The organism is Exiguobacterium sp. s191 (assembly GCF_018618955.1).
Classification (GTDB): domain Bacteria; phylum Bacillota; class Bacilli; order Exiguobacteriales; family Exiguobacteriaceae; genus Exiguobacterium_A; species Exiguobacterium_A abrahamii.
The window spans coordinates 84,674-110,205 of the sequence record NZ_JACSNC010000003.1 but is presented as its reverse complement, the minus strand read 5'-3'; the positions used below and the strand labels follow the sequence as shown (position 1 = coordinate 110,205).

Here is a 25,532-nt window from a genome sequence, read left to right as displayed (position 1 = left end):
ATGAAGGATTAAGCAGCAACGTCCGTTTCTTTTTGTTTCCGTGCATCGAGACGCATCAAGACGACAGTCGAGATGAAAGCAGTGACGACTGCAATGGCGAACCCGACGAGATAGTTGATCAAGTTTGACGCACCGAGTGGCGCGACGATCGCAATCATCGGAATTCCAGTTAATCCATAAGCGTTCGCAGCGACTTGTGTCAAGACGACATAACCGCCACCGATCGCACCACCAATGGCACCACCGATGAATGGTTTTCCAAGACGTAAGTTGACACCGTAGATGACGGGTTCTGTGATTCCGAGAAATGCTGAGAACGCAGACGGTAGGGCGAGTGCTTTGAGTTTAACGTTCTTCGTCAAGAAGTAAACGGCAAGTCCGGCACCACCTTGAGCGACATTCGCCATCGACCAAATCGGTAAGAGGAAGTTCTTTCCGATACTCTTATCTGCAAGTAATCCTGCTTCAATAGCATGGAAACTATGGTGCATCCCTGTGATGACGATTGTCGAATAAAGTCCACCGAAGAGAAGACCGGCGACGACTGAGAACTGTTCATAGAAGAAGACGAGTACGAATGAAATGCCTTTTCCGAGTAACGTTCCGATCGGACCAATGACGATCAATGCCAGGAATCCAGTGACGAGAACCGTAACGAACGGTGTCACGAGTAAGTCAAGCGTTTCGGGTGTCCGTTTCCGGACTTGTTGTTCAATCTTTGCCATGACCCAAACGGTTAAGAGAACCGGGAAGACCGTTCCTTGATAACCGATCAACTCGATGTTCATTCCGAGGAACTTCATGACTTCCGGATCACTATTACCGAGCGTCCAAGGGTTTAAGAGGGACGGGTGTGTCATGATCCCCCCGATGACGGCACCGAGGTACGGGTTCGCACCGAATTCACGGGCTGCCGAGAAACCGATCAGGATCGGTAGGATGATGAAGGCAGAAGACGAGAACATATCCAGTAGTTGGACGATCGGTGAATCACCGTCAACCCAACCGAAGGCCTTGATCATACCGAGTAATCCCATCAAGAGACCGGCTGCGACGATTGCCGGAATGAGTGGAACGAAGACGTTCGAGAGCGAGCGGGCAAGACGGGCGAACGGATTTAATTTTTGCGATGCAGCCTTTTTAACGTCGAGTGGTTCTTCTCCATCGACCTTTACACCGGCAAGTGGTGCAAACGCAGCAAATACCTTGTTGACGGTACCGGTTCCAAAGATGATTTGGTATTGACCAGAACTTGAGAAGGCGCCACTGACACCATCTAAGTCTTCAAGTGCTGCTTGATCGACCTTTGATTCATCATGCAAGACAAGACGTAAACGCGTCGCGCAATGAGCAGCAGTGATGATGTTCTCGCGTCCACCGACGAGTTCGAGCACACGTTTAGCAGTTTGTTGATAATCCATCGGAAAAGTCCTCCTTTTTCATGAAACGTGCTGAATGAGACAAAAAAAGGCAAGACCGAACAACACCTCTCCTAACGAGGTGTCATTTCGGTCTTGCCAGCCGTACTGTCACAATCCGCACTATTGATTTGATTTCATCTTAAAGGAGAAAAGAAAGCGTTGTCAATACTTAATGTTCATTTTTTTGAATCTGAATATCGACCTCAACACCGTAGTGATCGGAAACGACGGGACCGTGAATCCCATCGAATACGACCCCGACGCGTTCGACGTCAATTTTCCGATTCGATAAGACGAGATCGATCCGCAATCCTTGTTGATTGTCTTCCCATCCATCGATGTTGCCATTGATCGTCTCAATTCCGACCGTTTCCTTAGCTAGCAGGAAGACGTCGTGTAATCCCCGTTGCATCATATAGTCATAACCTGTATTTCGTTCTAAGGCATCGTTGTTGAAATCACCGAGGAAGAATGTCCATTCGAGTGGATCCATCCGGGCCATCAAATGATTGAATTGTTCCTGGAACGGTTCGACTTCATCTGCCCACCAGCCAAGATGGCATGTATTGAACGTAATCGGTGTACCGTCGACTTGGATCGTCGCACGGACGATTTTTCGCGATTTCCAATCGAATGTATCTTGACTGCGACTGACATAATAACTGTCCGATTTTAAGATTGGATGTTTCGTCAAAAGAGCGAGTCCTTCTTCATACTTATCATAGCCGATATGAGCAAAATCCCAGACGAGGGAGTAGGTTTGACCTTGTTCTTTTAACGCTTGCTGGATCAAATAGGCAAAGTTATCGTTGCGCACATCATCATAGACGATGGGTGTATCCATCAATTGACTCACTTCTTGCAGTGCGACGACATCATAATCTTGAGCGAGAATTTGTTGAACGATCTGGTTTAATTTTTCGAGTGGCTGTTCTTCCTGCCACGAATGACAGTTTAGTGTGAGTAGACGCATGAGTGGTCCTCCTGATTTTTCAAATAAGAAAGGTGAAACTCTTATAAAAGAGCTTCACCTTTAGGTAGTTCCCTAATCTCGCAGGTTTATGCGCCGATCCGGTCTTGGATATCTGATTTTAAGATATCGGCTTTTGGACCGTAGATGGCTTGCACGCCATTGTTCTTAAGGATCAGACCAAGTGCACCGTTTGCTTTCCAGTCTGCTTCTTTTGCAACAAGCGCTGGATCTTTGACAGTGACACGAAGACGCGTCATGCAGGCATCGACGTCCTCGATGTTTTGCTGTCCACCAAGCAAATCGATGATTTGTGAAGCTTGCGAACCGTCGGCAGGAGCTGATGTCGCAGCAGCCTCACCTGAAGCTTCAGTTGTAGATACGTTGATATCGTCAAGATAGTTCCCGTTACGACCTGGTGTCGCATAGTTGAACTTCTTGATGACGAAACGGAACGTGAAGAAGTTCAAGAAGAAGAAGAACACACAGACACCGATGAAACGAATTAAATCACCAATTAATCCAGCTTTTGCAATCAATGGAATCCGCGTCAAGAGTTCGATCGCACCGAATGCGTGAATCCGAAGATGCATGACATCTGCTAGTGCGAAAGCAACACCCGTGAGCACAGCATAGATGACGTAAAGAACAGGAGCGATGAACATGAACATGAATTCGATTGGCTCCGTGACACCTGTCAAGAAAACTGCAAGTCCAGCAGATAAGAAGACAGGTTTGTATGCTTTCTTCTTATCTTCATCAACTGACATGTACATTGCGACAGCGATACCGATCAATGAAGCAAGTGATGTGACGACTTGTCCTTCTTTAAAACGAGCAGGAACGACACTGTTGATTAAGTCATTGTATCCTTGTGTGTTACCGGCTTGTTTTAAATTAACGAGGTCAGTGATCCAAGCTAACCAAAGCGGATCTTGACCAGCAACCGTCGATCCTTGAGCAGCACCTGTCAGGATTTTGTACGTTCCACCGAGTTCCGTGTAGTTCATCGGGACAGTCAACATGTGATGAAGACCGAACGGAAGTAATAGACGCTCGAGTGTACCGTATACGAACGGTGCAATGATCGGTGCAGAATCACGTGAAGAGGCAATCCAGCGACCGAAGTCATTCAATAAGCCTTGAACGAACGGCCAAACGAGTGATAAGGCGAATGCTGCAACGACTGATCCACCAATGACGACGAATGGTACAAAACGTTTTCCGTTGAAGAATGCAAGCGCATCTGGCAATTTACTGAAGTTATAAAATTTATTAAAGAGAACGGCACCAAGGAAACCAGAGATGATTCCGACGAATACTCCCATGTTGAGAGCAGGTGCCCCTAAAACTGAAGTGAAATAATCTTTTACGATGAGCTCAGAACCAAGCAATGAATCGACCGTTGCTTTTGGGTCCGCGATCATGTCAGCGTTGACACCGAAGATAGCTCCTGTGACACGGTTGATCAAAATGAAGGCGAGTAACGCTGCGAACGCACCACCAGCACGTTCTTTTGCCCATGACCCACCAATCGCGACGGCGAATAAGACATGAAGGTTCGTAATGATAGCCCAACCTAAATCTTCAACGATTCGAGCAATCGTTTGCATTAACGCGATATCGCCTCCATACATGCCGATCAGTTTCCCGACCGAGATCATGATTCCTGCAGCAGGCATAACCGCGATGACGACCATCAAGGCTTTACCGAGTTTTTGCCAAAAATCGAACGAAATAGCATTTTTCAAGATCATTCACTCCTTTTGTATCTCTTTTTCTCTAATATGTGTGTAAGAACAGTGCAATAATGTAAGCGATTAATGCAACCGTTTGCATATAAAATTGTAAGCGATAACTTTTTAAAAAGCTAGTGTTTTACAAGAAAAATATTTGAAATTTTATTTTGATTAGAAATTGATAGTTCGGAAAGGTATTCAGATTTTAAAAAAGTGGGAATAAGACTACAGTGAACGTTGTTTAGTTTTAAAAGAAGAAAGGATGTTTGAAGCGGATGAAAGAAGGGATTCAACCGATCGGACAGTACGGACAGCGGATTCGTACATTACGAGAACGTCATCAGTTAGATCAAAATACATTAGCAGAGTTAACTGAGACGACACCTGAGATGATCCAGCGTATTGAAAGTAGCATTGCCCATCCCTCATTTTCAATGATTGAGCGACTGGCCCGTGTCTTACATGTCCCTTCGGATCACTTAATTCGGCATATCTGGCCACCTGAGGTCATCCGTCAGCATGATAGCCCGTCCTTGATCGACCTTCCATCTAGTTGATGAGCATTAAAAGGGGCTGACTCAAAAGTCAGTTTCCACAAAGATAAGGGTAGCAGAATAGTGATCTGCTACCCTTATCTCATAACAAAAAGAATGACGCGTTTCACGCCACTCCTACAGGAAAAAAGCGCATTTATGCGCTGTCAGAGACAAACAAGACCCGCTTTCCTGCCTGAATAAGGCAGGAAAACTGGCTTGTGTCTCGCCTGAGGAAAGGGCGTGAAAAGACGCGTCATTCTTTTTTGAGTCAGTCTCTTAGTCGTCTTAACGATTATCGATCGTTTCAGGATAGAGATCGTGATTGAATAAACGGTGCTCTGCCATTTGTTCGTATTTTGTACCAGGCTTCCCGTAATTGTAGTACGGATCAATTGAGATTCCACCGCGTGGCGTGAATTTGCCCCATACTTCAAGATAGCGAGGTTCCATCAATTTCACGAGATCCTTTCCGATGACGTTGATGCAGTTCTCATGAAAATCACCGTGGTTACGGAAGCTGAACAAGTACAACTTCAGTGATTTTGATTCGACGAGTTTTTCGTCCGGGATGTACGAGATGTAAATCGTCGCGAAGTCCGGTTGATTCGTGATCGGGCAAAGACTCGTAAATTCTGGTGCATTGAATTTCACGAAGTAATCATTTTCCGGGTGACGGTTCGGGAATGCTTCGAGTACTTCGGGTTGGTATTCAAAAATGTATGGAACGGCTTTTTGGCCGAGTAACGATAAGTCGTTTAAATCTTCAGGGCGCATAAATCATTTCTCCTTAGACGCCACGATCGTTCGCGAAAACGAGGGCGTGTAGTTGTGGTAGGACGCGCGCATGATTGAAGCGCTCATCACGGGCGACGCGTTCCCAAAGTGTTTTTAAATCGTGTAGCATGCGTGGAGCGATCGTTCCTTCTTCGTGCGGATCAGGATTACCGAGCGATAGATAAAGCGTCTTTAGCGCATATCGTTCTGAAATCATCGCCGCGAAGTCGAGGTCTTCCTCATTAAAGATGACGATTTTAACGGCACGCTGTTGTTCCGGTAAACGTTTAAAAAAGACATCCAAGCGATCGAAATCAATCTTCATCCCACTTGAAGGTGGTTTAGGGCTAAGTGTGACGTCATCGATATCAAGCAACCAATTTTGCCAGTAGGAGCCTTGTGTCTCGACGGACATCGTGATGTTTCGTTCTTTTAGTGCCGCAACCAGTGTGCCGATTGAAGCATGAAGTAACGGGTTCCCACCAGAAATCGTGACATGTCCGTAAGAGCCGAGTGCATCAAGACGTTCTATGATCGTCTCTGCCGTCAAGAGTTCAGGTTTTTCAGAACCATCCCATGTGAAGGCGGAGTCACACCACGAACAGGAGTAGTCGCAACCGCCGGTCCGGACAAACATCGTCTTTTGACCAATCGATCGTCCTTCTCCTTGAAATGTTGGTCCGAAAATCTCGAGAACCGGAATTTTTGGTGTTTTCGTTAAAGCACTCATGCTTCGTTCATCCACTCACGACGGACTTCAGCAAAAGCAGTCGGTGTCTCATAGAGCTTGACGAATTCGACACGAAGTCCACGCTCATCCGGAAGGTGTTGTCCGAGCGTCTCGAAAATCCAAGCCGCCATGTTTTCAGCTGTCGTATTCATGTATGGTAACGATTCATTCAGGTAGCGGTGATCCAATAGTGGTTCGAGATGTGTTTTGAAGATTTTTTTGAGATCACCAAAATCGAGTGTCATACCGCGGTGATCCAGAAAACCACTGATCCCCATATCGACATGGTACGTATGACCGTGAAGGGCACGGCATTTTCCATCATAATCATATAGGTGGTGTGCTGCGTCGAACGTTAATTTTTTAACGATCATAACGCGGGATTTCGTATAGATAAGGGAGTCGCCAGTCGGGCGCTCGACCGTTTCAGGTGCTTCGTAATTGAATGTCATGTGTGTTGAACCTCCTTGATGTATGCATCTAATCCATTTTTCCGTAATTCACAGGCTGGGCATTCGCCGCAACCATCTCCAATGACGCCGTTGTAACACGTCAACGTGCGATTTCGAACGAAATCAAACGCACCGAGCGAATCGGCAAGCGCCCACGTCTCTTTTTTGTCGAGCCACATGAGTGGCGTGTGAAGTACGAATGGATAGTCCATCGCAAGGTTCAATGTCACGTTGAGTGACTTGATGAAGGCATCACGGCAGTCAGGGTAACCGGAAAAGTCCGTTTCACATACGCCAGTGACGATATGACGGATTCCGCGTCCTTTCGCAAGGACGGCTGCGAACGAAAGAAACAGGTGATTTCGTCCATCTACGAAAGTAGAAGGAAGACCATCTTCATTCGTCGTGATGGTTTGGCTGTGGTCAGTCAAGGCGTTACTCGTCAGTTGACTGAGAAGAGAGAGATCAAGCTCATGGTGTTTGACACCGAGCTCAGAGGCGATGTCGCGTGCGACTTCGAGTTCTTGTGCATGACGTTGTCCGTAATTAAACGTCACGACTTCGACTTCTTCGTATTGTTTCAATGCCTGAAACAAACAAGTCGTTGAGTCTTGGCCGCCACTAAAGACGACAAGAGCACGTTCGTTTTTCATAATGTACACTTCCATTCCTAGTTTTTGTAACGGAGGAGGTTACGAACTCCGGAGACATAGTCTCAACTATTCACACTAGCAGAAGCCATTGAAAAAGTCGATGTTTTCTGATGAAGACAAAAAAAGAGATGCGTATCGTCGATCGGACGGTACGCATCTCGTGTAAGAAGATTAAAGCGGATAGTGATAGTAGCGTTCTTTGACGAGTAGATCTCGAATGTTCGAATCTTCCGAGATGACTTTCATCAGACCACCTGTTTGTGAAGCGTGCGCTTCGAGTGCCTTGATCTTTTGATCCGTATAGGCACTGACATCATGAATGAACGTTCCTTCCCCGAGCTCTTCTTTCGTATTGTTCGCAAAAGCGACCGCAAGGAACTCTGGACGATCAGCAGGATCCATCATCCGAAGGGCACGAACGACGGCACGAGCTGTCGCTTCATGATCGGGATGGACCGCGTAACCCGGATAGAACGAAATCAAACGAGTTGGTCGTGTCTGTTGAATCAAGGCAAGAATACGGTCGGCAAGTGCCGCTTCATCCTCAAATTCAACAGTCTTATCACGAAGTCCCCACATTTGGAGATCCGAAATCTTCATTTTTGCAGCAGCATCGATCAACTCACGTTTACGAATCGTCGCGAGCTGTTCCCGGTTCGTAAAGACAGGGCGTCCCATGTTACGACCCATCTCACCAAGTGTCAGACAAGCGTATGTGACAGGACCACGGTTTTCAGCGTGCTCGATGATCGTACCAGCAGAACTGAAGGCTTCATCATCCGGGTGAGGGAAGACGACGAGTAAATGATCTTCGTGTGTCATGCGTCTACCTCCTCTGCGCCTTGAGCGAATGGTGTCGGGCTAAGTTCAAAAGCAATCGCAAGACGTCCTTCGATATCGTGACCGGCAATCAACAATTGATCCCCAGCAAATTCGAAGTCAGTCAATCCTTCACCGTATAACCAGCCGTGGGAAAGTTTCAAACCGATCCGGTAAGGTCCGTTTCCTGTGATCAGACCACGTTCGTAAGTGATTTCCGCATTACGGAAAAACATCCCTGCGCTATGGAAAGTTGGATCTTGGTGTGTCGCGTAGGCACCGTTCGTCGTCTCGACGTGTACATATAACGGTGTATTCGCATGTTCGTCGATATAACGCTGTATTTCTTGTACATCAATGGCTTGCATAAACTTTTCTCCTCTCCTATACAGAAAGAAGTCCGCGGATATCGCGGACTTCTTAAGCGGATCAAGACTGGACTGTACGATGTGCAGCGTGATCAGTTGGTCCGACGTATTCATTCAAACGGAATGAATGACGAATCGCGGAAGTGATGAAAGATTTTGCTGTACGGACAGCAGCTTCTACCGATGCACCTTTTGCGAGTTCGGCCGTGATTGCTGCAGAGTACGTGCAGCCAGCACCGTGCGTGTACGGTGTCTCGATTCGTTCGTCCTCAATCAGGATAAACTCTTTTCCGTCATAAAGCACGTCAACTGCTTGTGGATGGTCAATCTTGCTGCCACCTTTGACAAGAACGTATTGCGCACCTTTTTCATGAATCCGCGCTGCTGCAAGTTTCATCTCGTCGATCGTTGCTGGTGTTTTACCAAGACCCGACAGTTGTCCGGCTTCGAAGACGTTCGGTGTGACGACCGTCGCAAGTGGTGTCAAGACATCACGAAGTGCGTTTGCTGTATCAGGGTTCAGCACTTCGTCTTCGCCTTTACAGACCATGACAGGATCGATCACGACGTTTTGAACGCCGGATGATTTGATTTTCTCAGCAACGGCTTCAATGATTTCGACAGTCGGGAGCATACCCGTCTTCATCGCATCAACACCAATACCTCCAAGGACCGTGTGGATTTGTGTCCGGACGAGTTCTGTGTCGATTGGGTAAACCGCATGGTGCCAAGAGTGATCAGGGTCTTGGGCGACGATGACCGTCAAAGCATTCATTCCATAGACACCAAGTTCTTGGAATGTTTTCAAATCAGCTTGAATACCAGCTCCACCGCTCGTGTCGGAACCAGCAATCGTTAAGGCTTTACGTTTTGTCATGGGGCATTCCTCCTAAAGAAATAGACAATCCTTCTTGTTCTTCATCATAGCGAATTATGGGAAAAACAACAACTATCGACGCTTCTGACGTACACAAAACCCCACCTCTTTTGAGTAGGCGGGGCAAGTACTTATTTAATGAATAAGAAGTCGAGAATATAGTAGATCAAGGCAGCGAAAGCCATCGAAATCGGCAATGTGATGACCCATGTAATGAGCATGCGTTGTGCTGTTCCCCACTTTACACCTTTCTTACGGTGTGATGTACCTACACCCAAGATGGCAGAAGAGATGACGTGTGTCGTCGAAACCGGAAGATGAATCGCTGTCGCTCCAAAGATGATTGCTGCTGATGTTAAGTCAGCTGCAACCCCGTTGACTGGACGGATTTTCATGATTTGACCACCAACGGTCTTGATGATCCGCCATCCACCGACAGATGTTCCGAGACCCATCGCGATCGCACACGAGAGTTTAACCCAAGTCGCAACTTCGTGATCTGTTTGATAACCAGATGAGATCAAAGCAAGCGTGATGATCCCCATCGCTTTTTGTGCGTCGTTCGTACCGTGTGTATACGACTGCAAAGCAGCGGTTGCAATTTGAACATGACGGAAGCGACGATTCGTCTTCGCCAAGTTCCCTTTTTTGAAGATGACTTTAAAGATTGCATAAACGATGAAACCGAGTGTGAATGCGAGCACTGGTGAAATGAGCAAGGCTTGAACGATTTTCAAGAAGCCTTTTGCTTCGATTCCTCCGAATCCGACAGAGGCAACAGCGGCACCAGCAATCGAACCGATCAGTGTATGCGAAGAACTTGACGGAATACCGAAGTACCAAGTCAAAAGGTTCCAGGCAATGGCTGAAATCAAGGCAGCGATGACGACGTAGCTACCATGTTCAAGTGTTGACGGGTCAACGATGTCACCAGAGATCGTTTTTGCGACTCCAGTGAACGTGATTGCACCTAGGAAGTTCATCGATGCAGCCAAGATGATGGCATGACGTGGTTTCAAAGCACGAGTCGACACCGAAGTCGCGATCGAGTTCGCTGTATCGTGGAAACCATTGATGAAGTCGAAGCTAAGTGCGAGAATCACGATTATGGCGGTGATGATAAACAGGCTATCCATCTCGTTAGCTCCTCACTTAAGCGTTTTTCATGATGATCGTTTCAATGACGTTAGCTGCATCTTGGCAGTAGTCCGCGATTGATTCGAGCGATTCATAGATTTCTTTATATTGGATGATTTTGATCGGATCTGTTTCTGTTGCGAACAATGCTTTGATCGATTTACGGCGTAGGTTGTCACAAATCGTCTCTTGTTCTTTGATTTTGATGACGTGTTCACGCATCGGTTGCAATTTACGTGCAACAAGAAGATCCATTGACATCGCGAGTTCTGTGACAGCAATGTTGATTTCATCGACGAACTTGATCATGTGCTCGTCTGCTTGAACGATATTGTAGATTTCGAAGATCGCTGAACATTCTTCAAAACCGTCTAAGACGTCATCAAGTGCGTTAGCAAGTGCGAGTAAGTCTTCACGGTCGATCGGCGTGATGAACGCATTGTTCAAGTCGATGATCAACTGGTGCATCAAATCGTCCCCAGCTGTTTCGAAGTCTTTTACTTTATGTGCAAATTCTTTTACATCCGCGATGCCGTTGATTTTAAAGTCAACGAAGAATTGCGAAGTCGTTTTTAAGTGTCCTGCGATTTCGGATAATTTCACTGCGAATGGATCTTGTTTTTTACTAAACATTTCTTCTGCCTCCATATTAAGAACAAGAATAGAATAGTGAAGTAACTTCACGAGTTCGATTGTAGCAGACGATATTATAAAAGAATACATTTATGAAGCGTCTTTACGAAATCTTAATAAATCTTAATATGAAGGTGATTGTAGATTTAATAAATTGTCTGACAATGGAAAAATAAAGTGTACTTGATTGAAATGAGTTGGATTACGTTGTGATTGCAAGAAATTGTCTTGTGATTGTAAGAGTAGAAGCGCATCAGAAGTGGGAAAAGAGGATATGGCGCACGAAAATCGAATGATATGATTAAGTCTGCGTAATCAGGTAAAAGAGGAGGATTTTATTATGCTCGTACAAAGTTTATGTATTCCGAAGCATCAATGTGTCACGATTTCTGAAACAGCGACGATTCGGGAAGCACTCGACACACTTGAAAAAACCGGATACCGATGTGTCCCTGTCCTTGACCAATCAGGACAGGACTTCAAGGGGAACATCTATAAGATGCACATCTATCGGCATGGGATGAATGGTGGCAGTTTAGACGACAACGTCATGTCGCTGATTAAGAATACATCCAAATACATCTATACAGGAAGTAATTTCTTTGAAGTCTTCTTCTCAATCAAGGAATTACCGTATATCGCTGTCTTAAATGACGATGGTCATTTCTTCGGCATCCTACCTCACGGAAAAATGCTTGGAATGCTTGAAGAAGCGTGGAACCGTGATTCTGGGAGTTACGTCTTGACGGTAGCCCTAAGTGAACAAAAAGGGGCACTTGAGAAAATTTCGAAGATCGTCAACAAATATTCAACGGTCGCGAGTCTGATGACGCTCGATGCGAAGAGTAGCGTCATGCGTCGTGTATTGATTACATTACCGACGGATTGTGACGAGAAGACGAAGAAAAAAATCGTCAAGAAACTTGACGACAAGGGACTTCGTGTCGTTGCTGTCGAAGATTTAGCCGTTCGTGTATAATGGACCCGCACAAGACCAGTTCATGACTGGTCTTTTTTTGAGGGAAAGGAAGGATAGACGATGAAACTATTAATAGTAGGAGCCGGTGCGATGAGTGAGGCACTCGTTCAAGGATGGGTCACTTCTGGATTTGCACGAGAAGATATCACGATGACGAATCGAAGTGGCGGGGCACGTTTGACGGAAGTTGCAGCGCGACATGGTGTTCGAACGGTCGAGCAGGAGGACGTCTCCTTATACGATATCGTCATGCTGGGTATGCAACCCGATGGTGTACTCGACTATGTAGCGAATCAACAATGGACGAATCAGACGATCGTTTCGATTGCTGCACATATTACACCATATGAAATCGAACAGTTGGCAAAACGTCCGACAGTCGCTGCCATGCCGAATACTCCAGTCGCACACCGTTTAGGAATGACTGGACTATGGTTCGGCTCACGCGTGAATGAAGAGATCCGAAGTGTAGTCGAGGCATTATTTGGACGTGTCGGAGAAATTGCGGAAGCAAATGAATCGACGATGCCTGCATTCATGGCGGCAGCTGGATGTAGTCCTGCTTTCTTCTATGAAATCGTAGCTGGCATGGTGCCGGTTTTGACGGATGCTGGTTTTGAAGAAGAAAATGCACGCCGAATCGTTGCTCAAGCGATGAAAGGTTCGGCTGAAATTCTCATGCGCTCCGACGCAAGTACGGATCGTCTCATTGCTGATGTTGCGGCACCTGGTGGACCGACAGATCGTGGCGTCCAAGTGCTACGGGAGCATCACTTATTCGATACGATGCAAGCGGCACTACGAGAGAGTGCACGCGAAGCAGACGAATAATGGATTCAAAAGAGGCTGACTCAAAAAGAATAACGCTTCTTTTCACGTCCTTATCTTTGTAGAGACTGACATTTGAGTCAGTCTTTTTTTCGTTCACGAAAGTTTCACGTGAAACATAAACAAAGCGATTGCATCTTCAAATAAGAATTCGTACACTGTAAAAAGAAACCGTCCAGACGGTACAGTAAATATGAGGGAAGGGGGAGACTATTGGCCAGTGCAAAAGCGCAAGAGACTCGTCGTCGGATTCTTGAAGCAACGACGACGATTATTTTGCAACAAGGATTCACCCAATTGACGCTTGAAGAAGTAGCGAAACAAGCAAATGTCTCAAAAGGTGGACTATTGTATCATTTCGCTTCGAAGGAAGCTTTATTAATGGGGGTCATCGAGGCGCAAGAAGCACGACAATTTGAACTATATGCCCAGCATCAGTTGACGATGGGACCGATGGAAGCGTTCGTGACGTTGCAAATCCAGCAACAAGAGGAGTTCCATCTCGACATGGATGCGCTTCTTTACTTGTTGTCCTTATTAAAGGATCATGCGGCGTTCGTCGAGGAACGAAAGCGACAAGCGGAGCAGTTCTTTCGCCAACTGACAGAACAGATGGATCCGGTTGAAGTGTTATCGATTCGCTTTACATTAGACGGTTTGAAATTGTCGGAGCATTTTCAGTTCGGTGCACCGTCTCCAAATGTGCGACAACGATTAATTCAGCAATTAATAGAACGTGCACGACGACTAGATAAACAAATTGAAGAGTGAGGGAGAACCATACGATGAAAAAGATCATCCAGTTTTCGGTGAACAATAAGTTTGCCCTCTGGCTCATGACGATCATTATCACGGTTGCCGGTATTTATGCGGGAACATCGATGAAGCTCGAGACATTGCCAGACATCACGACACCGACCGTGTCGGTGACGACGATTTATCCAGGTGCTACACCAGAACAGGTTCTAGATGAAGTCAGTCGAGAACTTGAAAGTAAGGTCGAAAATTTATCAGGAGTCGATACTGTACGTTCGACGTCCTTCCAAAATGCATCGAACCTACAAATCGACTATAACTTTAGTACGGATATGGAAGAAGCCGAGCAAAAAGTAAAAGAAGCTCTTTCAAACGTCGAACTACCAGAAGGTGTCCAGGAACCACAAGTATCACGGATCTCCTTTGATGCATTCCCAGTCATCGGTTTTGCCGTTTCGGATAAGGAACGTTCCCTATCTGAATTAACGAAACTCGTTGAAAACGAACTTCAACCGAAGCTTGAAGGAATCGAAGGGGCGCAGACGGTTCAAGTCGCGGGTCAAGAGATTCGCCGGATCGAAATTCGCTTCGATGAGAAAAAACTCGAACGTTACGGTTTGACCGAAGAGAATGCGAAACAATTGATCCAAGCTAATGATTCACGTTTAGCGCTTGGCTTGTACGAGTTAGGAGATAAAGAACAAGCGGTCGTATTAGATGGAAAAGCAACGACGGTCAAGGAATTAAAAGATCTTCGTCTTCCCTATACACCACCAGCATCGAATACTCCTGAAGCAGGACAAGCAGGACAAGCAGGACAAGCAGGACAAGCAGGACAAGCAGGACAAGCTCCATCGTCAGCTCCTGCGGCATCTCAAACGACACCATCGACAGGTGCGGTGTCAGGTCAGGCAACACAGACGGCGCCAACGCAAGTACCAACTGTCACGTTGTCGCAAGTCGCGACGATTGAAGATAAAGGAATCGAGGAATCGATCTCGCGTTCGAATGGTGAACGATCGATCGGTGTTCAAGTGACGAAGTCGCAAGATGCGAATACGGTCGATGTCGTCAATGCAGTGAAGCAGACGATCAAAGACTTTGAAAAAGAAAACGGTTCGGTCAAGGCATCTGTGACACTTGATCAAGGAAAACCAATTGAGGAATCCGTTTCGACGATGATCAGTAAAGCATTGATTGGTGCGTTATTTGCAATCGTCATCATCTTGCTGTTCTTGCGAAACATCAAATCAACGATCATCGCTGTTATTTCGATTCCGTTATCGCTTCTAATGGCAATTCTTGTGCTGAAGCAGATGGATATTTCCTTGAATATCATGACACTCGGAGCCATGACGGTCGCGATTGGTCGAGTCGTTGATGATTCCATCGTCGTCATCGAAAATATTTATCGCCGTTTAACGGATCCGACGGAAAAGTTAAAAGGAAAAGAACTGATCATCAGTGCAACACGAGAGGTCTTCATTCCAATCGCTTCGTCGACAGTCGTTACGATCGCGGTCTTCTTGCCACTCGGATTCGTTACGGGATTCGTTGGTGAGCTCTTCTTACCATTCGCTTTGACAGTCGTCTTTGCACTGTTCGCGTCCTTGATCGTTGCGGTTACGGTCGTTCCGATGTTCGCCGATTCGCTCTTTAAGCGTGGTAAAGCACCAAAACCGGAAAAAGAAGAGGGCGGAAAGTTGGCGAACGGATATCGCCGTATGCTGAATTGGTCTCTCAACCATAAACTCATCGTCTTTGGTCTATCAGTCTTGCTGTTGATCGGTAGTTTTGCTCTCGTACCAACGATTGGCGTCAACTTCTTGAATCAAGAAGGAGAAAAGACACTCTACGTCACGTACAATCCAAAACCAGGTCAAACGCTGGATGATTCGTTAAAAGCAGCTGATCAAGCAGAAGATTATTTCAACAAACAAAAAAATATCGATAATCTTCAGTTTACCGTCGGTGGAGAAAATCCATTGAATCCAGGGAATACAAAGCAAGGGGTCTTTATCGTCCAATACGATCCAGACACAGAAGATTTCGCAGATGTTAAACAGACAGCCATCAAACAGCTGAATGCTGACATTCCGACAGGAGAATGGAAAGAGCAAGACTTCAGTGGTGGCGCAGCTTCGTCAGGCGTCTCGTACTCGATCTTTGCGAATAATATTGAAGATTTAGAAGCAGTAACACCGAAATTCGTTGATGCGATCGAAGGTGAATCGAAGTATGTTCGAAAAGTAACGACAGATTTAAAAGAAGCGTATACGCAATATACGTTCGAAGTCGATCAGCAAAAAGCGGCTGAATTCGGCGTTTCAACAGCACAACTTGCGCAAGGCATTGCCAATGTCCAAGGAGAAGAAAAACCACTTTCTACTATTAAGGTAGATGGGAAGGAACTCGATGTCATCGTTCCAAACGAACAGACGACATACGATTCCGTTCAAGATTTGGAAGAGACGGATGTCGTGACACCGCTTGGCGTTCGCAAACTGTCCGATTTCGTTGAAGTGAAGAAAGGGACGACTCCTGATTCGCTCAACGAACGTGATGGAAAACTCGTCGCTACCGTTACAGCAGAACTAAAAACGGATAAAGCAACAGAGGCTTCTCAAGCGATTGAAAAGTCCGTTAAAAACATTGATCGTCCGACAGGCGTCTCGTATGAGCAAGGCGGAGTCACAGAGCAGATCCAAGAGTCGTTCACACAACTTGGTCTAGCAATGGCAGCAGCTGTAGCGATCGTCTATCTTGTCCTCGTCATTACGTTTGGAGGAGCATTGACACCACTCGTCATCTTGTTCTCACTTCCATTCGCCATCATCGGTGGACTGGTTGCCCTATTGATTACAGGAGAGACGATTTCTGTGTCATCCTTGATTGGTGCTTTGATGTTGATCGGAATCGTCGTGACGAATGCGATCGTCTTAATCGACCGTGTCATTCATAAAGAAGCGGAAGGTTTATCGACGCGTGAAGCACTACTCGATGCAGCAGGTACACGTTTACGTCCAATCTTGATGACGGCACTTGCGACGATTGGTGCACTTGCACCACTTGCGCTTGGACTCGAAGGTGGCGCATTGATTTCAAAAGGGTTAGGTGTGACGGTCATCGGTGGACTCACAAGTTCGACGTTGTTGACACTCCTCATCGTGCCGATCGTCTATGAATTCTTAGCACGTTTCCGTAAAAAGAAGTCAATTGATTCTTAAAAAAACGATTAAATGACTCAAACTGACAGGTACGTAGAAATGGCTATCTTAAGCCATTCTACATCCTGTTTTTTTATTTTGTTACAAAAGTATTACGAAAAATAGTCCGCGTTAAAGAACTGTAATATGATGAAAATCTGGAACGTGATAGGATAAAAACAGAAATTATCTGACAATTCAGACGTACAATACATTCATACATAAGAGGAGAATGAATCGATGAAAGCTGTCACTCGTGTTTTGTTAACCTTAACGTTACTCATCAGTAGTTGGACACTCGTCCCAGCATCAACGCAAGCTGCAACAAGTAAAAAAGTAGTGGTGTCAGTGGATGTGCTGAATATTCGTGCAAAAGCTGCTGTATCGAGTAAACGAGTCGGGCAATTGAAACTTGGACAAGCTGTAACCGTCGTAGGTCAGGTCAAAGAATGGTATCAAATCCGTCATCAGGGGAAATCAGCCTATATCGCCTCTACATACACGAAAGCATATAACGCTAAAGCGACGAAAGGTCTTAGTAAAACAGGATCAACGATCGTTTCGGTAGCAGAAGGTCTCAAAGGACGTCCTTATGTTTTTGGTGCGACAGGTCCTGTTAGCTTTGATTGCTCTGGACTTACACGTTACGTCTATCAAGCACTAGGAAAATCACTCCCACGTACGGCAGCGGCTCAATACTCAGCAACAAAACGTACGGCACCTGGCGCTGGGGATCTCGTCTTCTTTACACATGGAAGTGGGATTCAACACGTTGGAATCGCTGTCGATGGCGGTACGATGATCAATGCGAACTCGTATTATGGAAGAGTCGTCAAAGAATCGTTCCGTGGCGGTTACTGGGGATCACGTTATGTAGCGGCAGGAACTCTGTAAACGAAATGAAGCGACGAATTCAAATCGATGAACTCGTCGCTTTTTTATATGGATTCAGGTATGAGGAAGAACGGTCGTTCCAGCAATGAACGCCGAAGGTACTTCGATTTGTGGACGAGCAACGAGATCTTCGCGGACGGTTAATTGAAAAGCATGTCGCCCGATCGTGGCATAAGGGATCGCGATCGTCGTCATCGCTAAGACTTCAGCGAGTTCACTTCCATCAAAACCAATGACAGACAGGTCTCCAGGAACCTGATAACCTTGTTTTCGGAGTTCCAAGATCAGACCTGCTGCCACGTGATCACTTGCGGTCAAAATAGCGGTCGGTCGTTGTTTTTGTTGCATCCAGCGTCTTGCGACGGTCGCACCGTCTTCAATCGTCAAGGTCTGTTCATAGACAAATTCGTCACGTACGACCTCTTGATACGCATGTTTACGCGCCAAGCTATTCGTACTATCTGGTCGCCCAAGACAGATGCCGATGCATGTATGTCCTTGTTGTCGCAGATGTGCAAGTCCTTGTCGGAAGGCCGTATAGTGATCGATATAGACGGCAGCGACATCTTCATGATGTTCACAAAAGACGATCGGTCCATAACGTTCATACGATAAAATCGCTGATAAGGGAAGACTGTGCGACACGACGATGAGTGCGTCGATTTCCTGTTGCGCCAGCGCATCCAGTGCCAGTTGCTCATGCGTTTCCACATAATTCGTTTGCCACGTCAAGAACCGATAGCTCGCGTTAAAGGCAGCTTGCGCAATGCCCTGAAGAATGGCAGCGTGATACGGATGATCAACGAACGGGAGCATGACTCCGACCGTTTTTGTCATACCCGTCGATAGATGAACGGCAGTCTGATTACGGATATATCCGAGTTTTTCGATAGCTTCTCGAACAGCTTGTCGCTTCTCGTTAGCAACGTAAGGATGATCATTTAGTACACGTGAGACTGTCGTAACGGACACGTTGGCTTCACGTGCCAAGTCTCGGATGTTCGTCATCGCGCATCCCTCCTGGATTACATCTTACGAGATAATCGTCGTTCAAGTCGGCGCCAATCCTGTCGGGAGACGGGAGCCGAGAATGGAGCTGTCTGCTCAGCCAATTCATTGATCTTTGAGAGCAGTTGTGTTTTTTCTTGAGGAGACAAATCAGGGTATTGATCGACCAACGTGTGCTGACACAAATAATAGCCTGCTGGTGTATGCAATTGTTCGATGGCCCACTCAAAAGCAACATTTCGTTTAAACAGTTGTGTTAACCGTGTATGAATCGACATGATGATTACCTCCTTTTTAGTGTATATCAAGACGATAGGCTATGAAACGCGTTTCACGGCAAGAACTATTTTTACGCAGTGGATCGATTGGAAAAATTCAGCAAGAATTGACCAGTTAGACAAAGAAGTCTATGATTGTGACGATACAACACAAAGAGGGGCGAACGTAAAATGGAATCGACAGACTCGAAGCTGGCATTAAAAATGCTCGTTGTTCTATCTCGGACGATGCATGCGGTGACGGAGCAAGTGAAGGCAGACATCAAAACACATCAGTTGAATTTATCGGAATTCGGAGTTCTTGAATTGCTGTACCACAAAGGGGACACGCCTCTACAACAAATTGGCGATAAGATTCTATTAACGAGCGGAAGTGTGACATATGTCGTGGATAAACTTGAAAAGCGTGGGTTGATTGCGCGAAAATCATGTGCGACGGATCGTCGTGTCACGTTTGGGACATTAACGGAAGCGGGACGTGAACTAATGGAAGAGACATTCCCGAAACATGAAGCCTTTTTAGCAGACTTATTTAAGGATTTGTCGGTTTCTGAAAAGGAACAGTTGATTGATCAGTTGAAACGAATCGGTTTACGAGCCGAACATTATACGCCACTCGAAAATGTGTAAGAATTAGCACTCATAAGATCAAGAAAGCTCAGGTCACGGACTTGAGCTTTTTTTTATTCGTTTGGAAGTCAAACTGATTGACAAACGAAAAGGTGGTTGGTATGTTTAGTTACAGAATTTACTTTAAATAAAAGGGAGAAATAATAATGACTAAATTACTTTATGTAACTGTTAACCCGAAAGCTACAGAACACTCTTTCAGCCTTCAAGTCGGTGAAGCATTCCTCGAAAGCTACAAAGCGGCGAATCCTTCAGCTGAAGTAGAAGTTCTTGATCTATATAACGAAACAGTCCAAGAAATCGATACAGATGTTCTTAGCGCATGGGGCAAATTCGCAACAGGCGAAGAGTTAACAGAAGTGGAGATCGCAAAAGTCGGTACGATGACAAAACATCTCGAGCAATACATGGAAGCAGATGAGTATGTCTTCGTCACACCAATGTGGAACTTCTCTTTCCCAGCACGTCTCAAAATGTACATCGACAGCGTTCTTCTTGCAGGTAAAACATTCGCTTATACTGCAGAAGGTCCAAAAGGCTTGATGGAAGGCAAAAAAGCACTCCACATCCAAGCAACAGGTGGCGTCTACACAGGATCTGGTCTCAACTTCGGTGATGACTACCTCCGTCAAGCACTTGCTTTCACTGGTGTAACAGACTACGATGCACTCTTCATCGAAGGTATGGCAATGAACCCAGAAAAAGCAGAAGAGATCAAAGAAGCAGCAATCGCTAAAGCAAAAGAACTCGGTCGTTCATTCTCGACTGTCAACGCATAAGATAAGCGTCAAAAAGGCTCCCGCCGTGTCGGGAGCCTTGAGACTGAAGACAAAGCGTAATTTTTCTCTTAACGAGAAAGATTGCGCTTTTTTGTTCATCTCGCATCGTTTTCCTGGGACAAGCATCGTGCTGCTCCTACAGAAAAAGCGCCATTTTGCGCTGTCGAGACAAACAAGACCTGTTTTCCTGCTTGAATGAAGCGGAAAAACTGGCTTGTGTCTCGCCTGAGGAAAGGGTGTGAGACGCGTCATTTTTTAAGTCAGCCCTTTTTGTGTGCGCTCAAGAGAGCGTTGATTTTTTACGAAGCACGAGCGTCAGGAAAAGTAACAAGTCCTTGAGTTTCTCGAATCCACGAGGATGCGTCGAGATACGATAGAGCCACTCTAGCTTGAAGCGACGGAATAATTTAGGCGCGCGTTTACTGTGTCCGGACCAGACGTCGAACGCACCACCGACACCGATGAAGATACCATGATCGACTTGATCATAGATGGAAGCAATCCATTCTTCCTGTTTTGGCGCACCGAGTGCGATGAGAACAAGATCAGCGTCTGCTTCTGCGATCGCTCGCGTAGCTTCTTCTGTCTTTCCAAAACCATGAAACGTTCCAACGAAGTGGATGTTCGGAAAACGAATCGATAACTGACGGATCAACGATTTCATGACTTCCGGACGTCCACCGAGTAAAAAGACGCGCTTCTCGAGTGCGTCTGCCGTCCGCAATAGTTCACGTGCGGTCTCGATTCCCGGCAATGTCGCAGTGAGCGGTGCTCCCATCCGTTTACTGGCAGCCGTTACACCGATCCCGTCTGGTGTAATGAACGTCGCCCGTCGTAAGATGGCATCGTAAGAAGGTTCACGCAATGCACGCAACACGAGCTCGGGATTCGCCGTGACAATAAAGGCTTTTCCGCGGTCGTGTAAGATTGTTTTAATATGGGTATACCATTGCGAAGGTGTCGCATCGACGAATGGTAGTCCGAATAATTGTTTTGTCTGAATCATAATTTTCCACCTCATCATCCATCATAGCAGAATCAAGACGGACGAACAGCGACTTGAGACTGAAAAAGGAGCGGATTCACGTGCATCCATCTTGGCAAACCGTGTTAAAAGAAGAAAAGGAAAAACCCTATTTTCAAGAACTGTGGGCTTTTTTGAAGGAAGCCTATCAAACGACGACCGTCTATCCTCCGAAAGAGCGGATCTTTCATGCGTTTGATGCAGTCGCGCCAGAAGACGTCCGGTGCGTCATCTTAGGGCAAGACCCCTACCATGGTCCGCGTCAGGCGAATGGACTCAGCTTTTCCGTCCACGACGGAGTTCCGATTCCTCCATCCCTTCGAAATATGTATAAGGAACTTGTCGCGGACATCGGTTGTCCAGCACCGACATCCGGCAATCTCGAAGCATGGTCCCAGCAAGGAGTATTCTTGCTCAATACGTCGCTAACGGTTGAGGAGGGGAAAGCGGGATCCCATGCTAAAAAAGGCTGGGCATCGTTCACGGATCGGGTCATCGAAGTATTAGGAACACAGACACAACCGATCGTGTTCATCCTCTGGGGAAATCATGCGAAAAGTAAAAAAGCACTGATCGATACGGATCGTCATCTTGTTCTTGAAGCCGTCCATCCGAGTCCCTTATCCGCGAGTCGTGGATTTTTCGGTAGTAAACCGTATTCTCAAACGAATGCTTGGCTGAAAGAGCAGGGAAGAGAGCCGATTGACTGGTGTTTGTCGTAAATCAAAAAAGGCTGACTCAAAAGTCAGCCTGAGACTGAAGACAAAGCGCAGTTTTTCTCTTAACGAGAAGGATTGCGCTTTTTTGTTCGTCTCGAATCGTTTTCCAGGAACAAGCATTGCGTCGCTGCAGGGTCGCTCTTACTTGTTTTTCCCTAGGAAGCGATGTCGAGTGAACGAAACGCTTCCTAAATCCTTCTTCCAGGTATAAAAAAATGACGCGTCACACGCAACTCCTTCAGGAAAAAGCGCATATTTGCGCTGTCAGAGACAAACAAGACCCGTTTTTCTGCTTGAATGAAGCAGGAAAATTGGCATGTGTCTCGCCTGAGGAAAGGGCGTGAAAAGACGCGTCATTCTTTTTTGAGTTACTTAGCGGCTTGAGATCGCCGGTTCTTCATCCATCATGAACTTTTCGACGACGAGAGCAACACCATCTTCATCGTTCGAAGCGGTCATATACTGTGCCTTTTCTTTGACGGTATCGGCTGCATTCGCCATCGCGACACCAAGACCTGCCCATTCGATCATCGATAGATCGTTGTTGCCGTCTCCACAAGCAATGACTTCTTCTTGAGCGATTCCCAGTTTTTCAGACAGTAAGGCAAGGCTTGTGCCTTTTGTGACACCATCTTCTGTGAATTCAAGGAAAAATGGCTTCGAGCGAGCCACCGCGAGTTCACCCTCAAGTTCCTGTTGAAGCGTCTGTTCGACGCGCGCGAGGTGCGTCTCTTCTGCCATCATTAAACACTTGACGACAGGTGTTTGGATCGCGGCTTTAAAATCAGCGACAGGGATGACCTCCATGCCTGTCAGTTGTCCTTCGAGCGTCGTATATTCATTCGGTTCCTCTGTCAGAATTTCATGTCCGACATACGTGTGGATGTAGACACCCTCCCGTTTACTCAAATCGTCGAGGCGGTGGACCGTCTCCGGGGAAAGTGTGCTGAGGAAGAGCGACTCGTTCGTTTTACAATCAATGATGGAAGCGCCATTGAAGCTTAGGATGTAACTGCCGTAGCGGGCGAGTTCCAGTTCTTTTGCGAGGTCGAGCATGGCAAACGTCGGACGACCGCTAGCGAGCACGACTTTCTTCCCGCGTCGCTGCGCAGCGAGTAAAGCTTCTTTCGTACGTGGTGAAATCGTATGGTCACTTGTCAACAAGGTATCATCTAAATCGAGAACAATCATTTTATACGTCATACATTCAAACCCCTTTCAATTATCTGTATATCGTAACAACTTGTCCCCCGTTCGACAATATACTCTCCTCGAAGAGAGTATGATAAAGTGGAAACAGAGCCCGTACGGAAAGGATTCCAACTTTATGAAATATCTCTTCATGATCATATCAAGTCTATTATTAGCAGGATGCAGTACGATGTTTCCTCATCCCGCCTCTTTACTCGAACATCCGTCCCTTCCGGCATGGGAGCAGTCGTTGAAAGAACGGATTGACCGCGATTTGCCGAAACAGGCAGAGATCGTGGCACCACGAAATCAAGCGGTATCCCGCCTATACGAACTCGTCGACTTAGATCGAAATGGTAAAGATGAAGCGATCACCTTCTACCGTAGCGAGCAGGACGGGCGCTTCACGATTCATCTTCTCGTCCATGAACGACAAGGCGAAAAATGGCGACTCGTGGCGCGACAGACGGTAGCTGACGGTCGAGCCATCGATCGACTCGAAGTCATAACTGACGCACGACATAAACAAAACCACCTGGTCATCGGTATTACCAGTTATGGTGAAAATACGTTATACATCATTGAGCAGTTACTATCGAAGCAACGAGACGTCACGACAGTCGATCGGTATGATCGTCTGTCGGTAGCTGATTTGAATCAAGATCGAGAGCGGGATATGGTGCTTCTGCAAAAGGGCAGTCCGTCTCGTCTGATCTATTATAAAGACATCCTGTCGAAAGAGCACCAAGAGACGACACTTTCAACGCAGGATGGCGATTTATTCGCAGAACATGATTTATTTGAAGTCGATACGATCAATGCCGCTCGAAATAAAGGCTTGATCGTATCGTATACACGAGATGCGAAAATGCACATCGCATTATTCCGTTTAGCGAACGATACGTTGGAACAGGTTCGTTTCGGTCAGATCGATGAGATCGTCGAACCGATGTATACCTTCCCGAAAGATGTCGATCAAGACGGAATCGTCGAGTTTGGTCATCAATATACGCCAGAAGGCAGTAAAGGGCGTGAGGGTGAACCGAAACCACGCATCACGGCATACTACACATGGAATGGGTCAGATAATCCGCCATTTCTCGAGAGTGGATTCGAATTGCGGGAAGAGCAGTACATCGATCAAGAATACAATTTCGTCATGCGATTCCCTGCCAACTGGGCGACGCGTGAAACGATCGAGAAACGCGAAAATCGTGTTCGGTTCATCAATCGAGAAACGAAGCAGATTGATTTCGAATTAGAGGTCATTCCGAAGAATCAATACATTGCGAGTGATCAAAAACGAAAAATCAAAGAAGGTATCGATTATGTCTATGTGATTGATGCGACGAAGGATTATGAATTGTTCGTCAATCGTGTCACACTCGTGGAATAAAGAATCAGGGGGAGAAAAGAATGACCAAAATACTAGTAGCCGAAGATGAACATGCGATTCGCAGTTTCATCGTCATTAATTTGAAACGAGCAGGCTATGATGTCATCGAGGCGGAAAATGGGAAAGAAGCGCTTGCGCAGTTTGATCAACAAACCTTCGATATTCTGTTACTCGATATCATGATGCCGGAAGTCGACGGTTTTGCCGTCTGTGAACAGGCGCGGGCAAAGGATGAGGTCGTCGGGATCATCATGCTGACGGCACGGACACGAGAAGAGGATAAAGTCATGGGACTAAGCGTAGGCGCGGACGATTATATCGCGAAGCCGTTCAGTCCAGCAGAGCTTCTTGCGCGCATCCAGTCACTGTTACGACGGGTAGAGACGTTACGCCGGAGAAAACAGCCACGTGAACTCGTCTCTGGACCGTTCCGGATTGATTTAGGGGCGAAGCGCGTCCAAAAAGAAGGTGTTGACGTCGAAGTGACACCAACTGAATACGATTTACTTTGCCACTTCATCAAAAACGAAGATCAAGTCATGTCGCGAGATGAGTTACTCGATGCGGTATGGGGTGAGAATTACTTTGGTGATCGGAAGACGGTCGATGTCAACATTCGCCGTCTTCGTCAAAAAATCGAAGAGAATCCAGCGGAACCGAAGTTCATCGAGACATTGTGGGGACATGGATACAAGTGGCGTAACGAAGAATGAAGCGCCAGATATTGATGCGGTT

Annotated in this window: 27 protein-coding genes; 11 read left to right on the top strand and 16 right to left on the bottom strand. The window is 46.4% G+C overall.

Annotation, left to right across the window (positions count from 1 at the left end):
• Positions 1-8 precede the first annotated feature (8 nt).
• The 3 genes from KNQ09_RS13880 to KNQ09_RS13870 all read right to left on the bottom strand — a co-directional run bounded on the left by KNQ09_RS13880 (position 9) and on the right by KNQ09_RS13870 (position 4,148).
• Positions 9-1,421 carry a sucrose-specific PTS transporter subunit IIBC gene (locus tag KNQ09_RS13880; RefSeq protein ID WP_023469730.1) on the bottom strand — a complete coding sequence of 471 codons (1,413 nt, stop codon included), beginning with the start codon at positions 1,419-1,421 and terminating at the stop codon, positions 9-11.
• A 169-nt stretch (positions 1,422-1,590) separates the two neighbouring features.
• Entirely contained in the window at positions 1,591-2,394 is an 804-nt protein-coding gene (locus KNQ09_RS13875) for an endonuclease/exonuclease/phosphatase family protein (protein WP_023469729.1), read from the bottom strand.
• A gap of 86 nt (positions 2,395-2,480) precedes the next feature.
• Positions 2,481-4,148 (bottom strand): PTS transporter subunit IIBC, encoded by a 1,668-nt coding sequence (locus KNQ09_RS13870; RefSeq protein ID WP_023469728.1) that lies wholly within the window; start codon positions 4,146-4,148, stop codon positions 2,481-2,483.
• Positions 4,149-4,405: 257 nt separating this feature from the next.
• On the opposite strand from KNQ09_RS13870, the gene KNQ09_RS13865 reads away from it, so the two are divergent.
• Positions 4,406-4,687, top strand: coding sequence for a helix-turn-helix domain-containing protein (locus KNQ09_RS13865; RefSeq protein ID WP_023469727.1), 282 nt, complete (start codon positions 4,406-4,408; stop codon positions 4,685-4,687).
• Positions 4,688-4,951: 264 nt separating this feature from the next.
• Here KNQ09_RS13865 and queF read toward each other — a convergent pair whose 3' ends face one another.
• The 9 genes from queF to KNQ09_RS13820 form a co-directional block, all read right to left on the bottom strand.
• Positions 4,952-5,440, bottom strand: a complete 489-nt coding sequence (gene queF / locus KNQ09_RS13860) for a preQ(1) synthase (RefSeq protein ID WP_023469726.1) — start codon at positions 5,438-5,440, stop codon at positions 4,952-4,954.
• Positions 5,441-5,453: 13 nt separating this feature from the next.
• The gene (gene queE / locus KNQ09_RS13855; RefSeq protein ID WP_023469725.1) at positions 5,454-6,170 is read right to left on the bottom strand and encodes a 7-carboxy-7-deazaguanine synthase QueE; all 717 of its coding nucleotides are present in this window, start codon (positions 6,168-6,170) and stop codon (positions 5,454-5,456) included.
• Positions 6,167-6,622, bottom strand: a complete 456-nt coding sequence (queD, locus tag KNQ09_RS13850; RefSeq protein WP_023469724.1) for a 6-carboxytetrahydropterin synthase QueD — start codon at positions 6,620-6,622, stop codon at positions 6,167-6,169. Before queD ends, queE begins: the two co-directional genes overlap by 4 nt.
• Positions 6,619-7,275 (bottom strand): 7-cyano-7-deazaguanine synthase QueC, encoded by a 657-nt coding sequence (gene queC / locus KNQ09_RS13845; protein WP_023469723.1) that lies wholly within the window; start codon positions 7,273-7,275, stop codon positions 6,619-6,621. Before queC ends, queD begins: the two co-directional genes overlap by 4 nt.
• Before the next feature lie 171 nt (positions 7,276-7,446).
• Positions 7,447-8,097 (bottom strand): bacillithiol biosynthesis deacetylase BshB2, encoded by a 651-nt coding sequence (gene bshB2 / locus KNQ09_RS13840; RefSeq protein ID WP_023469722.1) that lies wholly within the window; start codon positions 8,095-8,097, stop codon positions 7,447-7,449.
• On the bottom strand, positions 8,094-8,462 hold the full coding sequence (locus tag KNQ09_RS13835; RefSeq protein ID WP_214858829.1) for a YojF family protein: 369 nt from the start codon (positions 8,460-8,462) through the stop codon (positions 8,094-8,096). Before KNQ09_RS13835 ends, bshB2 begins: the two co-directional genes overlap by 4 nt.
• Before the next feature lie 61 nt (positions 8,463-8,523).
• Positions 8,524-9,339 carry a pyridoxine/pyridoxal/pyridoxamine kinase gene (gene pdxK, locus KNQ09_RS13830; RefSeq protein ID WP_023469720.1) on the bottom strand — a complete coding sequence of 272 codons (816 nt, stop codon included), beginning with the start codon at positions 9,337-9,339 and terminating at the stop codon, positions 8,524-8,526.
• Between the two features lie 131 nt (positions 9,340-9,470).
• Complete coding sequence (locus tag KNQ09_RS13825) at positions 9,471-10,475, bottom strand: inorganic phosphate transporter (protein ID WP_023469719.1); 1,005 nt, start codon at positions 10,473-10,475, stop codon at positions 9,471-9,473.
• A 16-nt stretch (positions 10,476-10,491) separates the two neighbouring features.
• Entirely contained in the window at positions 10,492-11,109 is a 618-nt protein-coding gene (locus tag KNQ09_RS13820; RefSeq protein WP_023469718.1) for a DUF47 domain-containing protein, read from the bottom strand.
• A gap of 340 nt (positions 11,110-11,449) precedes the next feature.
• On the opposite strand from KNQ09_RS13820, the gene cbpA reads away from it, so the two are divergent.
• The 5 genes from cbpA (at position 11,450) to KNQ09_RS13795 (ending at position 17,772) form a co-directional block, all read left to right on the top strand.
• Complete coding sequence (cbpA, locus tag KNQ09_RS13815) at positions 11,450-12,088, top strand: cyclic di-AMP binding protein CbpA (protein WP_023469717.1); 639 nt, start codon at positions 11,450-11,452, stop codon at positions 12,086-12,088.
• Positions 12,089-12,148: 60 nt separating this feature from the next.
• Positions 12,149-12,919, top strand: a complete 771-nt coding sequence (locus KNQ09_RS13810; RefSeq protein ID WP_214858828.1) for a pyrroline-5-carboxylate reductase family protein — start codon at positions 12,149-12,151, stop codon at positions 12,917-12,919.
• A gap of 210 nt (positions 12,920-13,129) precedes the next feature.
• A complete protein-coding gene (locus KNQ09_RS13805) occupies positions 13,130-13,687 on the top strand; it encodes a TetR/AcrR family transcriptional regulator (protein WP_064300696.1) in 558 nt (185 codons plus the stop codon).
• A gap of 14 nt (positions 13,688-13,701) precedes the next feature.
• The gene (locus KNQ09_RS13800; RefSeq protein ID WP_214858827.1) at positions 13,702-16,899 is read left to right on the top strand and encodes an efflux RND transporter permease subunit; all 3,198 of its coding nucleotides are present in this window, start codon (positions 13,702-13,704) and stop codon (positions 16,897-16,899) included.
• A gap of 219 nt (positions 16,900-17,118) precedes the next feature.
• Positions 17,119-17,772, top strand: a complete 654-nt coding sequence (locus KNQ09_RS13795; protein WP_214858826.1) for a C40 family peptidase — start codon at positions 17,119-17,121, stop codon at positions 17,770-17,772.
• A gap of 54 nt (positions 17,773-17,826) precedes the next feature.
• Here KNQ09_RS13795 and KNQ09_RS13790 read toward each other — a convergent pair whose 3' ends face one another.
• Together KNQ09_RS13790 and KNQ09_RS13785 are read right to left on the bottom strand one after the other, a co-directional pair.
• Positions 17,827-18,780 carry a LacI family DNA-binding transcriptional regulator gene (locus KNQ09_RS13790; protein WP_214858825.1) on the bottom strand — a complete coding sequence of 318 codons (954 nt, stop codon included), beginning with the start codon at positions 18,778-18,780 and terminating at the stop codon, positions 17,827-17,829.
• Positions 18,781-18,797: 17 nt separating this feature from the next.
• A complete protein-coding gene (locus tag KNQ09_RS13785; RefSeq protein WP_214858824.1) occupies positions 18,798-19,058 on the bottom strand; it encodes a hypothetical protein in 261 nt (86 codons plus the stop codon).
• A 171-nt stretch (positions 19,059-19,229) separates the two neighbouring features.
• On the opposite strand from KNQ09_RS13785, the gene KNQ09_RS13780 reads away from it, so the two are divergent.
• Both KNQ09_RS13780 and KNQ09_RS13775 read left to right on the top strand, forming a co-directional pair.
• On the top strand, positions 19,230-19,688 hold the full coding sequence (locus KNQ09_RS13780; protein ID WP_029342913.1) for a MarR family winged helix-turn-helix transcriptional regulator: 459 nt from the start codon (positions 19,230-19,232) through the stop codon (positions 19,686-19,688).
• A 146-nt stretch (positions 19,689-19,834) separates the two neighbouring features.
• A complete protein-coding gene (locus tag KNQ09_RS13775; protein WP_023469709.1) occupies positions 19,835-20,467 on the top strand; it encodes an NAD(P)H-dependent oxidoreductase in 633 nt (210 codons plus the stop codon).
• Positions 20,468-20,747: 280 nt separating this feature from the next.
• Here KNQ09_RS13775 and KNQ09_RS13770 read toward each other — a convergent pair whose 3' ends face one another.
• Positions 20,748-21,473, bottom strand: a complete 726-nt coding sequence (locus tag KNQ09_RS13770; protein WP_214858823.1) for a WecB/TagA/CpsF family glycosyltransferase — start codon at positions 21,471-21,473, stop codon at positions 20,748-20,750.
• Between the two features lie 80 nt (positions 21,474-21,553).
• Between KNQ09_RS13770 and KNQ09_RS13765 the strand changes: the two genes are divergently transcribed.
• On the top strand, positions 21,554-22,213 hold the full coding sequence (locus tag KNQ09_RS13765; protein WP_208796370.1) for a uracil-DNA glycosylase: 660 nt from the start codon (positions 21,554-21,556) through the stop codon (positions 22,211-22,213).
• 369 nt (positions 22,214-22,582) lie between these two features.
• Here the strand turns inward: KNQ09_RS13765 and KNQ09_RS13760 are convergent, their stop codons facing one another.
• Positions 22,583-23,413, bottom strand: a complete 831-nt coding sequence (locus KNQ09_RS13760; RefSeq protein ID WP_064300691.1) for a Cof-type HAD-IIB family hydrolase — start codon at positions 23,411-23,413, stop codon at positions 22,583-22,585.
• A gap of 178 nt (positions 23,414-23,591) precedes the next feature.
• On the opposite strand from KNQ09_RS13760, the gene KNQ09_RS13755 reads away from it, so the two are divergent.
• Both KNQ09_RS13755 and KNQ09_RS13750 read left to right on the top strand, forming a co-directional pair.
• Complete coding sequence (locus tag KNQ09_RS13755; protein ID WP_251138213.1) at positions 23,592-24,797, top strand: hypothetical protein; 1,206 nt, start codon at positions 23,592-23,594, stop codon at positions 24,795-24,797.
• A 20-nt stretch (positions 24,798-24,817) separates the two neighbouring features.
• Positions 24,818-25,510: a response regulator transcription factor gene (locus KNQ09_RS13750; protein WP_023469704.1), complete on the top strand. Its 693-nt coding sequence runs from the start codon at positions 24,818-24,820 to the stop codon at positions 25,508-25,510.
• The last annotated feature ends 22 nt before the right edge of the window (positions 25,511-25,532 follow it).

What these genes read in the sequence shown, in the direction of transcription:
- KNQ09_RS13880 (WP_023469730.1), bottom strand. Translation starts at nt 1,421, where the DNA reads ATGGATTATCAACAAACTGCTAAACGTGTGCTCGAACTCGTCGGTGGA.
- KNQ09_RS13875 (WP_023469729.1), bottom strand. Translation starts at nt 2,394, where the DNA reads ATGCGTCTACTCACACTAAACTGTCATTCGTGGCAGGAAGAACAGCCA.
- KNQ09_RS13870 (WP_023469728.1), bottom strand. Translation starts at nt 4,148, where the DNA reads ATGATCTTGAAAAATGCTATTTCGTTCGATTTTTGGCAAAAACTCGGT.
- KNQ09_RS13865 (WP_023469727.1), top strand. Translation starts at nt 4,406, where the DNA reads ATGAAAGAAGGGATTCAACCGATCGGACAGTACGGACAGCGGATTCGT.
- queF (WP_023469726.1), bottom strand. Translation starts at nt 5,440, where the DNA reads ATGCGCCCTGAAGATTTAAACGACTTATCGTTACTCGGCCAAAAAGCC.
- queE (WP_023469725.1), bottom strand. Translation starts at nt 6,170, where the DNA reads ATGAGTGCTTTAACGAAAACACCAAAAATTCCGGTTCTCGAGATTTTC.
- queD (WP_023469724.1), bottom strand. Translation starts at nt 6,622, where the DNA reads ATGACATTCAATTACGAAGCACCTGAAACGGTCGAGCGCCCGACTGGC.
- queC (WP_023469723.1), bottom strand. Translation starts at nt 7,275, where the DNA reads ATGAAAAACGAACGTGCTCTTGTCGTCTTTAGTGGCGGCCAAGACTCA.
- bshB2 (WP_023469722.1), bottom strand. Translation starts at nt 8,097, where the DNA reads ATGACACACGAAGATCATTTACTCGTCGTCTTCCCTCACCCGGATGAT.
- KNQ09_RS13835 (WP_214858829.1), bottom strand. Translation starts at nt 8,462, where the DNA reads ATGCAAGCCATTGATGTACAAGAAATACAGCGTTATATCGACGAACAT.
- pdxK (WP_023469720.1), bottom strand. Translation starts at nt 9,339, where the DNA reads ATGACAAAACGTAAAGCCTTAACGATTGCTGGTTCCGACACGAGCGGT.
- KNQ09_RS13825 (WP_023469719.1), bottom strand. Translation starts at nt 10,475, where the DNA reads ATGGATAGCCTGTTTATCATCACCGCCATAATCGTGATTCTCGCACTT.
- KNQ09_RS13820 (WP_023469718.1), bottom strand. Translation starts at nt 11,109, where the DNA reads ATGTTTAGTAAAAAACAAGATCCATTCGCAGTGAAATTATCCGAAATC.
- cbpA (WP_023469717.1), top strand. Translation starts at nt 11,450, where the DNA reads ATGCTCGTACAAAGTTTATGTATTCCGAAGCATCAATGTGTCACGATT.
- KNQ09_RS13810 (WP_214858828.1), top strand. Translation starts at nt 12,149, where the DNA reads ATGAAACTATTAATAGTAGGAGCCGGTGCGATGAGTGAGGCACTCGTT.
- KNQ09_RS13800 (WP_214858827.1), top strand. Translation starts at nt 13,702, where the DNA reads ATGAAAAAGATCATCCAGTTTTCGGTGAACAATAAGTTTGCCCTCTGG.
- KNQ09_RS13795 (WP_214858826.1), top strand. Translation starts at nt 17,119, where the DNA reads ATGAAAGCTGTCACTCGTGTTTTGTTAACCTTAACGTTACTCATCAGT.
- KNQ09_RS13790 (WP_214858825.1), bottom strand. Translation starts at nt 18,780, where the DNA reads ATGACGAACATCCGAGACTTGGCACGTGAAGCCAACGTGTCCGTTACG.
- KNQ09_RS13785 (WP_214858824.1), bottom strand. Translation starts at nt 19,058, where the DNA reads ATGTCGATTCATACACGGTTAACACAACTGTTTAAACGAAATGTTGCT.
- KNQ09_RS13780 (WP_029342913.1), top strand. Translation starts at nt 19,230, where the DNA reads ATGGAATCGACAGACTCGAAGCTGGCATTAAAAATGCTCGTTGTTCTA.
- KNQ09_RS13775 (WP_023469709.1), top strand. Translation starts at nt 19,835, where the DNA reads ATGACTAAATTACTTTATGTAACTGTTAACCCGAAAGCTACAGAACAC.
- KNQ09_RS13770 (WP_214858823.1), bottom strand. Translation starts at nt 21,473, where the DNA reads ATGATTCAGACAAAACAATTATTCGGACTACCATTCGTCGATGCGACA.
- KNQ09_RS13760 (WP_064300691.1), bottom strand. Translation starts at nt 23,413, where the DNA reads ATGACGTATAAAATGATTGTTCTCGATTTAGATGATACCTTGTTGACA.
- KNQ09_RS13755 (WP_251138213.1), top strand. Translation starts at nt 23,592, where the DNA reads ATGTTTCCTCATCCCGCCTCTTTACTCGAACATCCGTCCCTTCCGGCA.
- KNQ09_RS13750 (WP_023469704.1), top strand. Translation starts at nt 24,818, where the DNA reads ATGACCAAAATACTAGTAGCCGAAGATGAACATGCGATTCGCAGTTTC.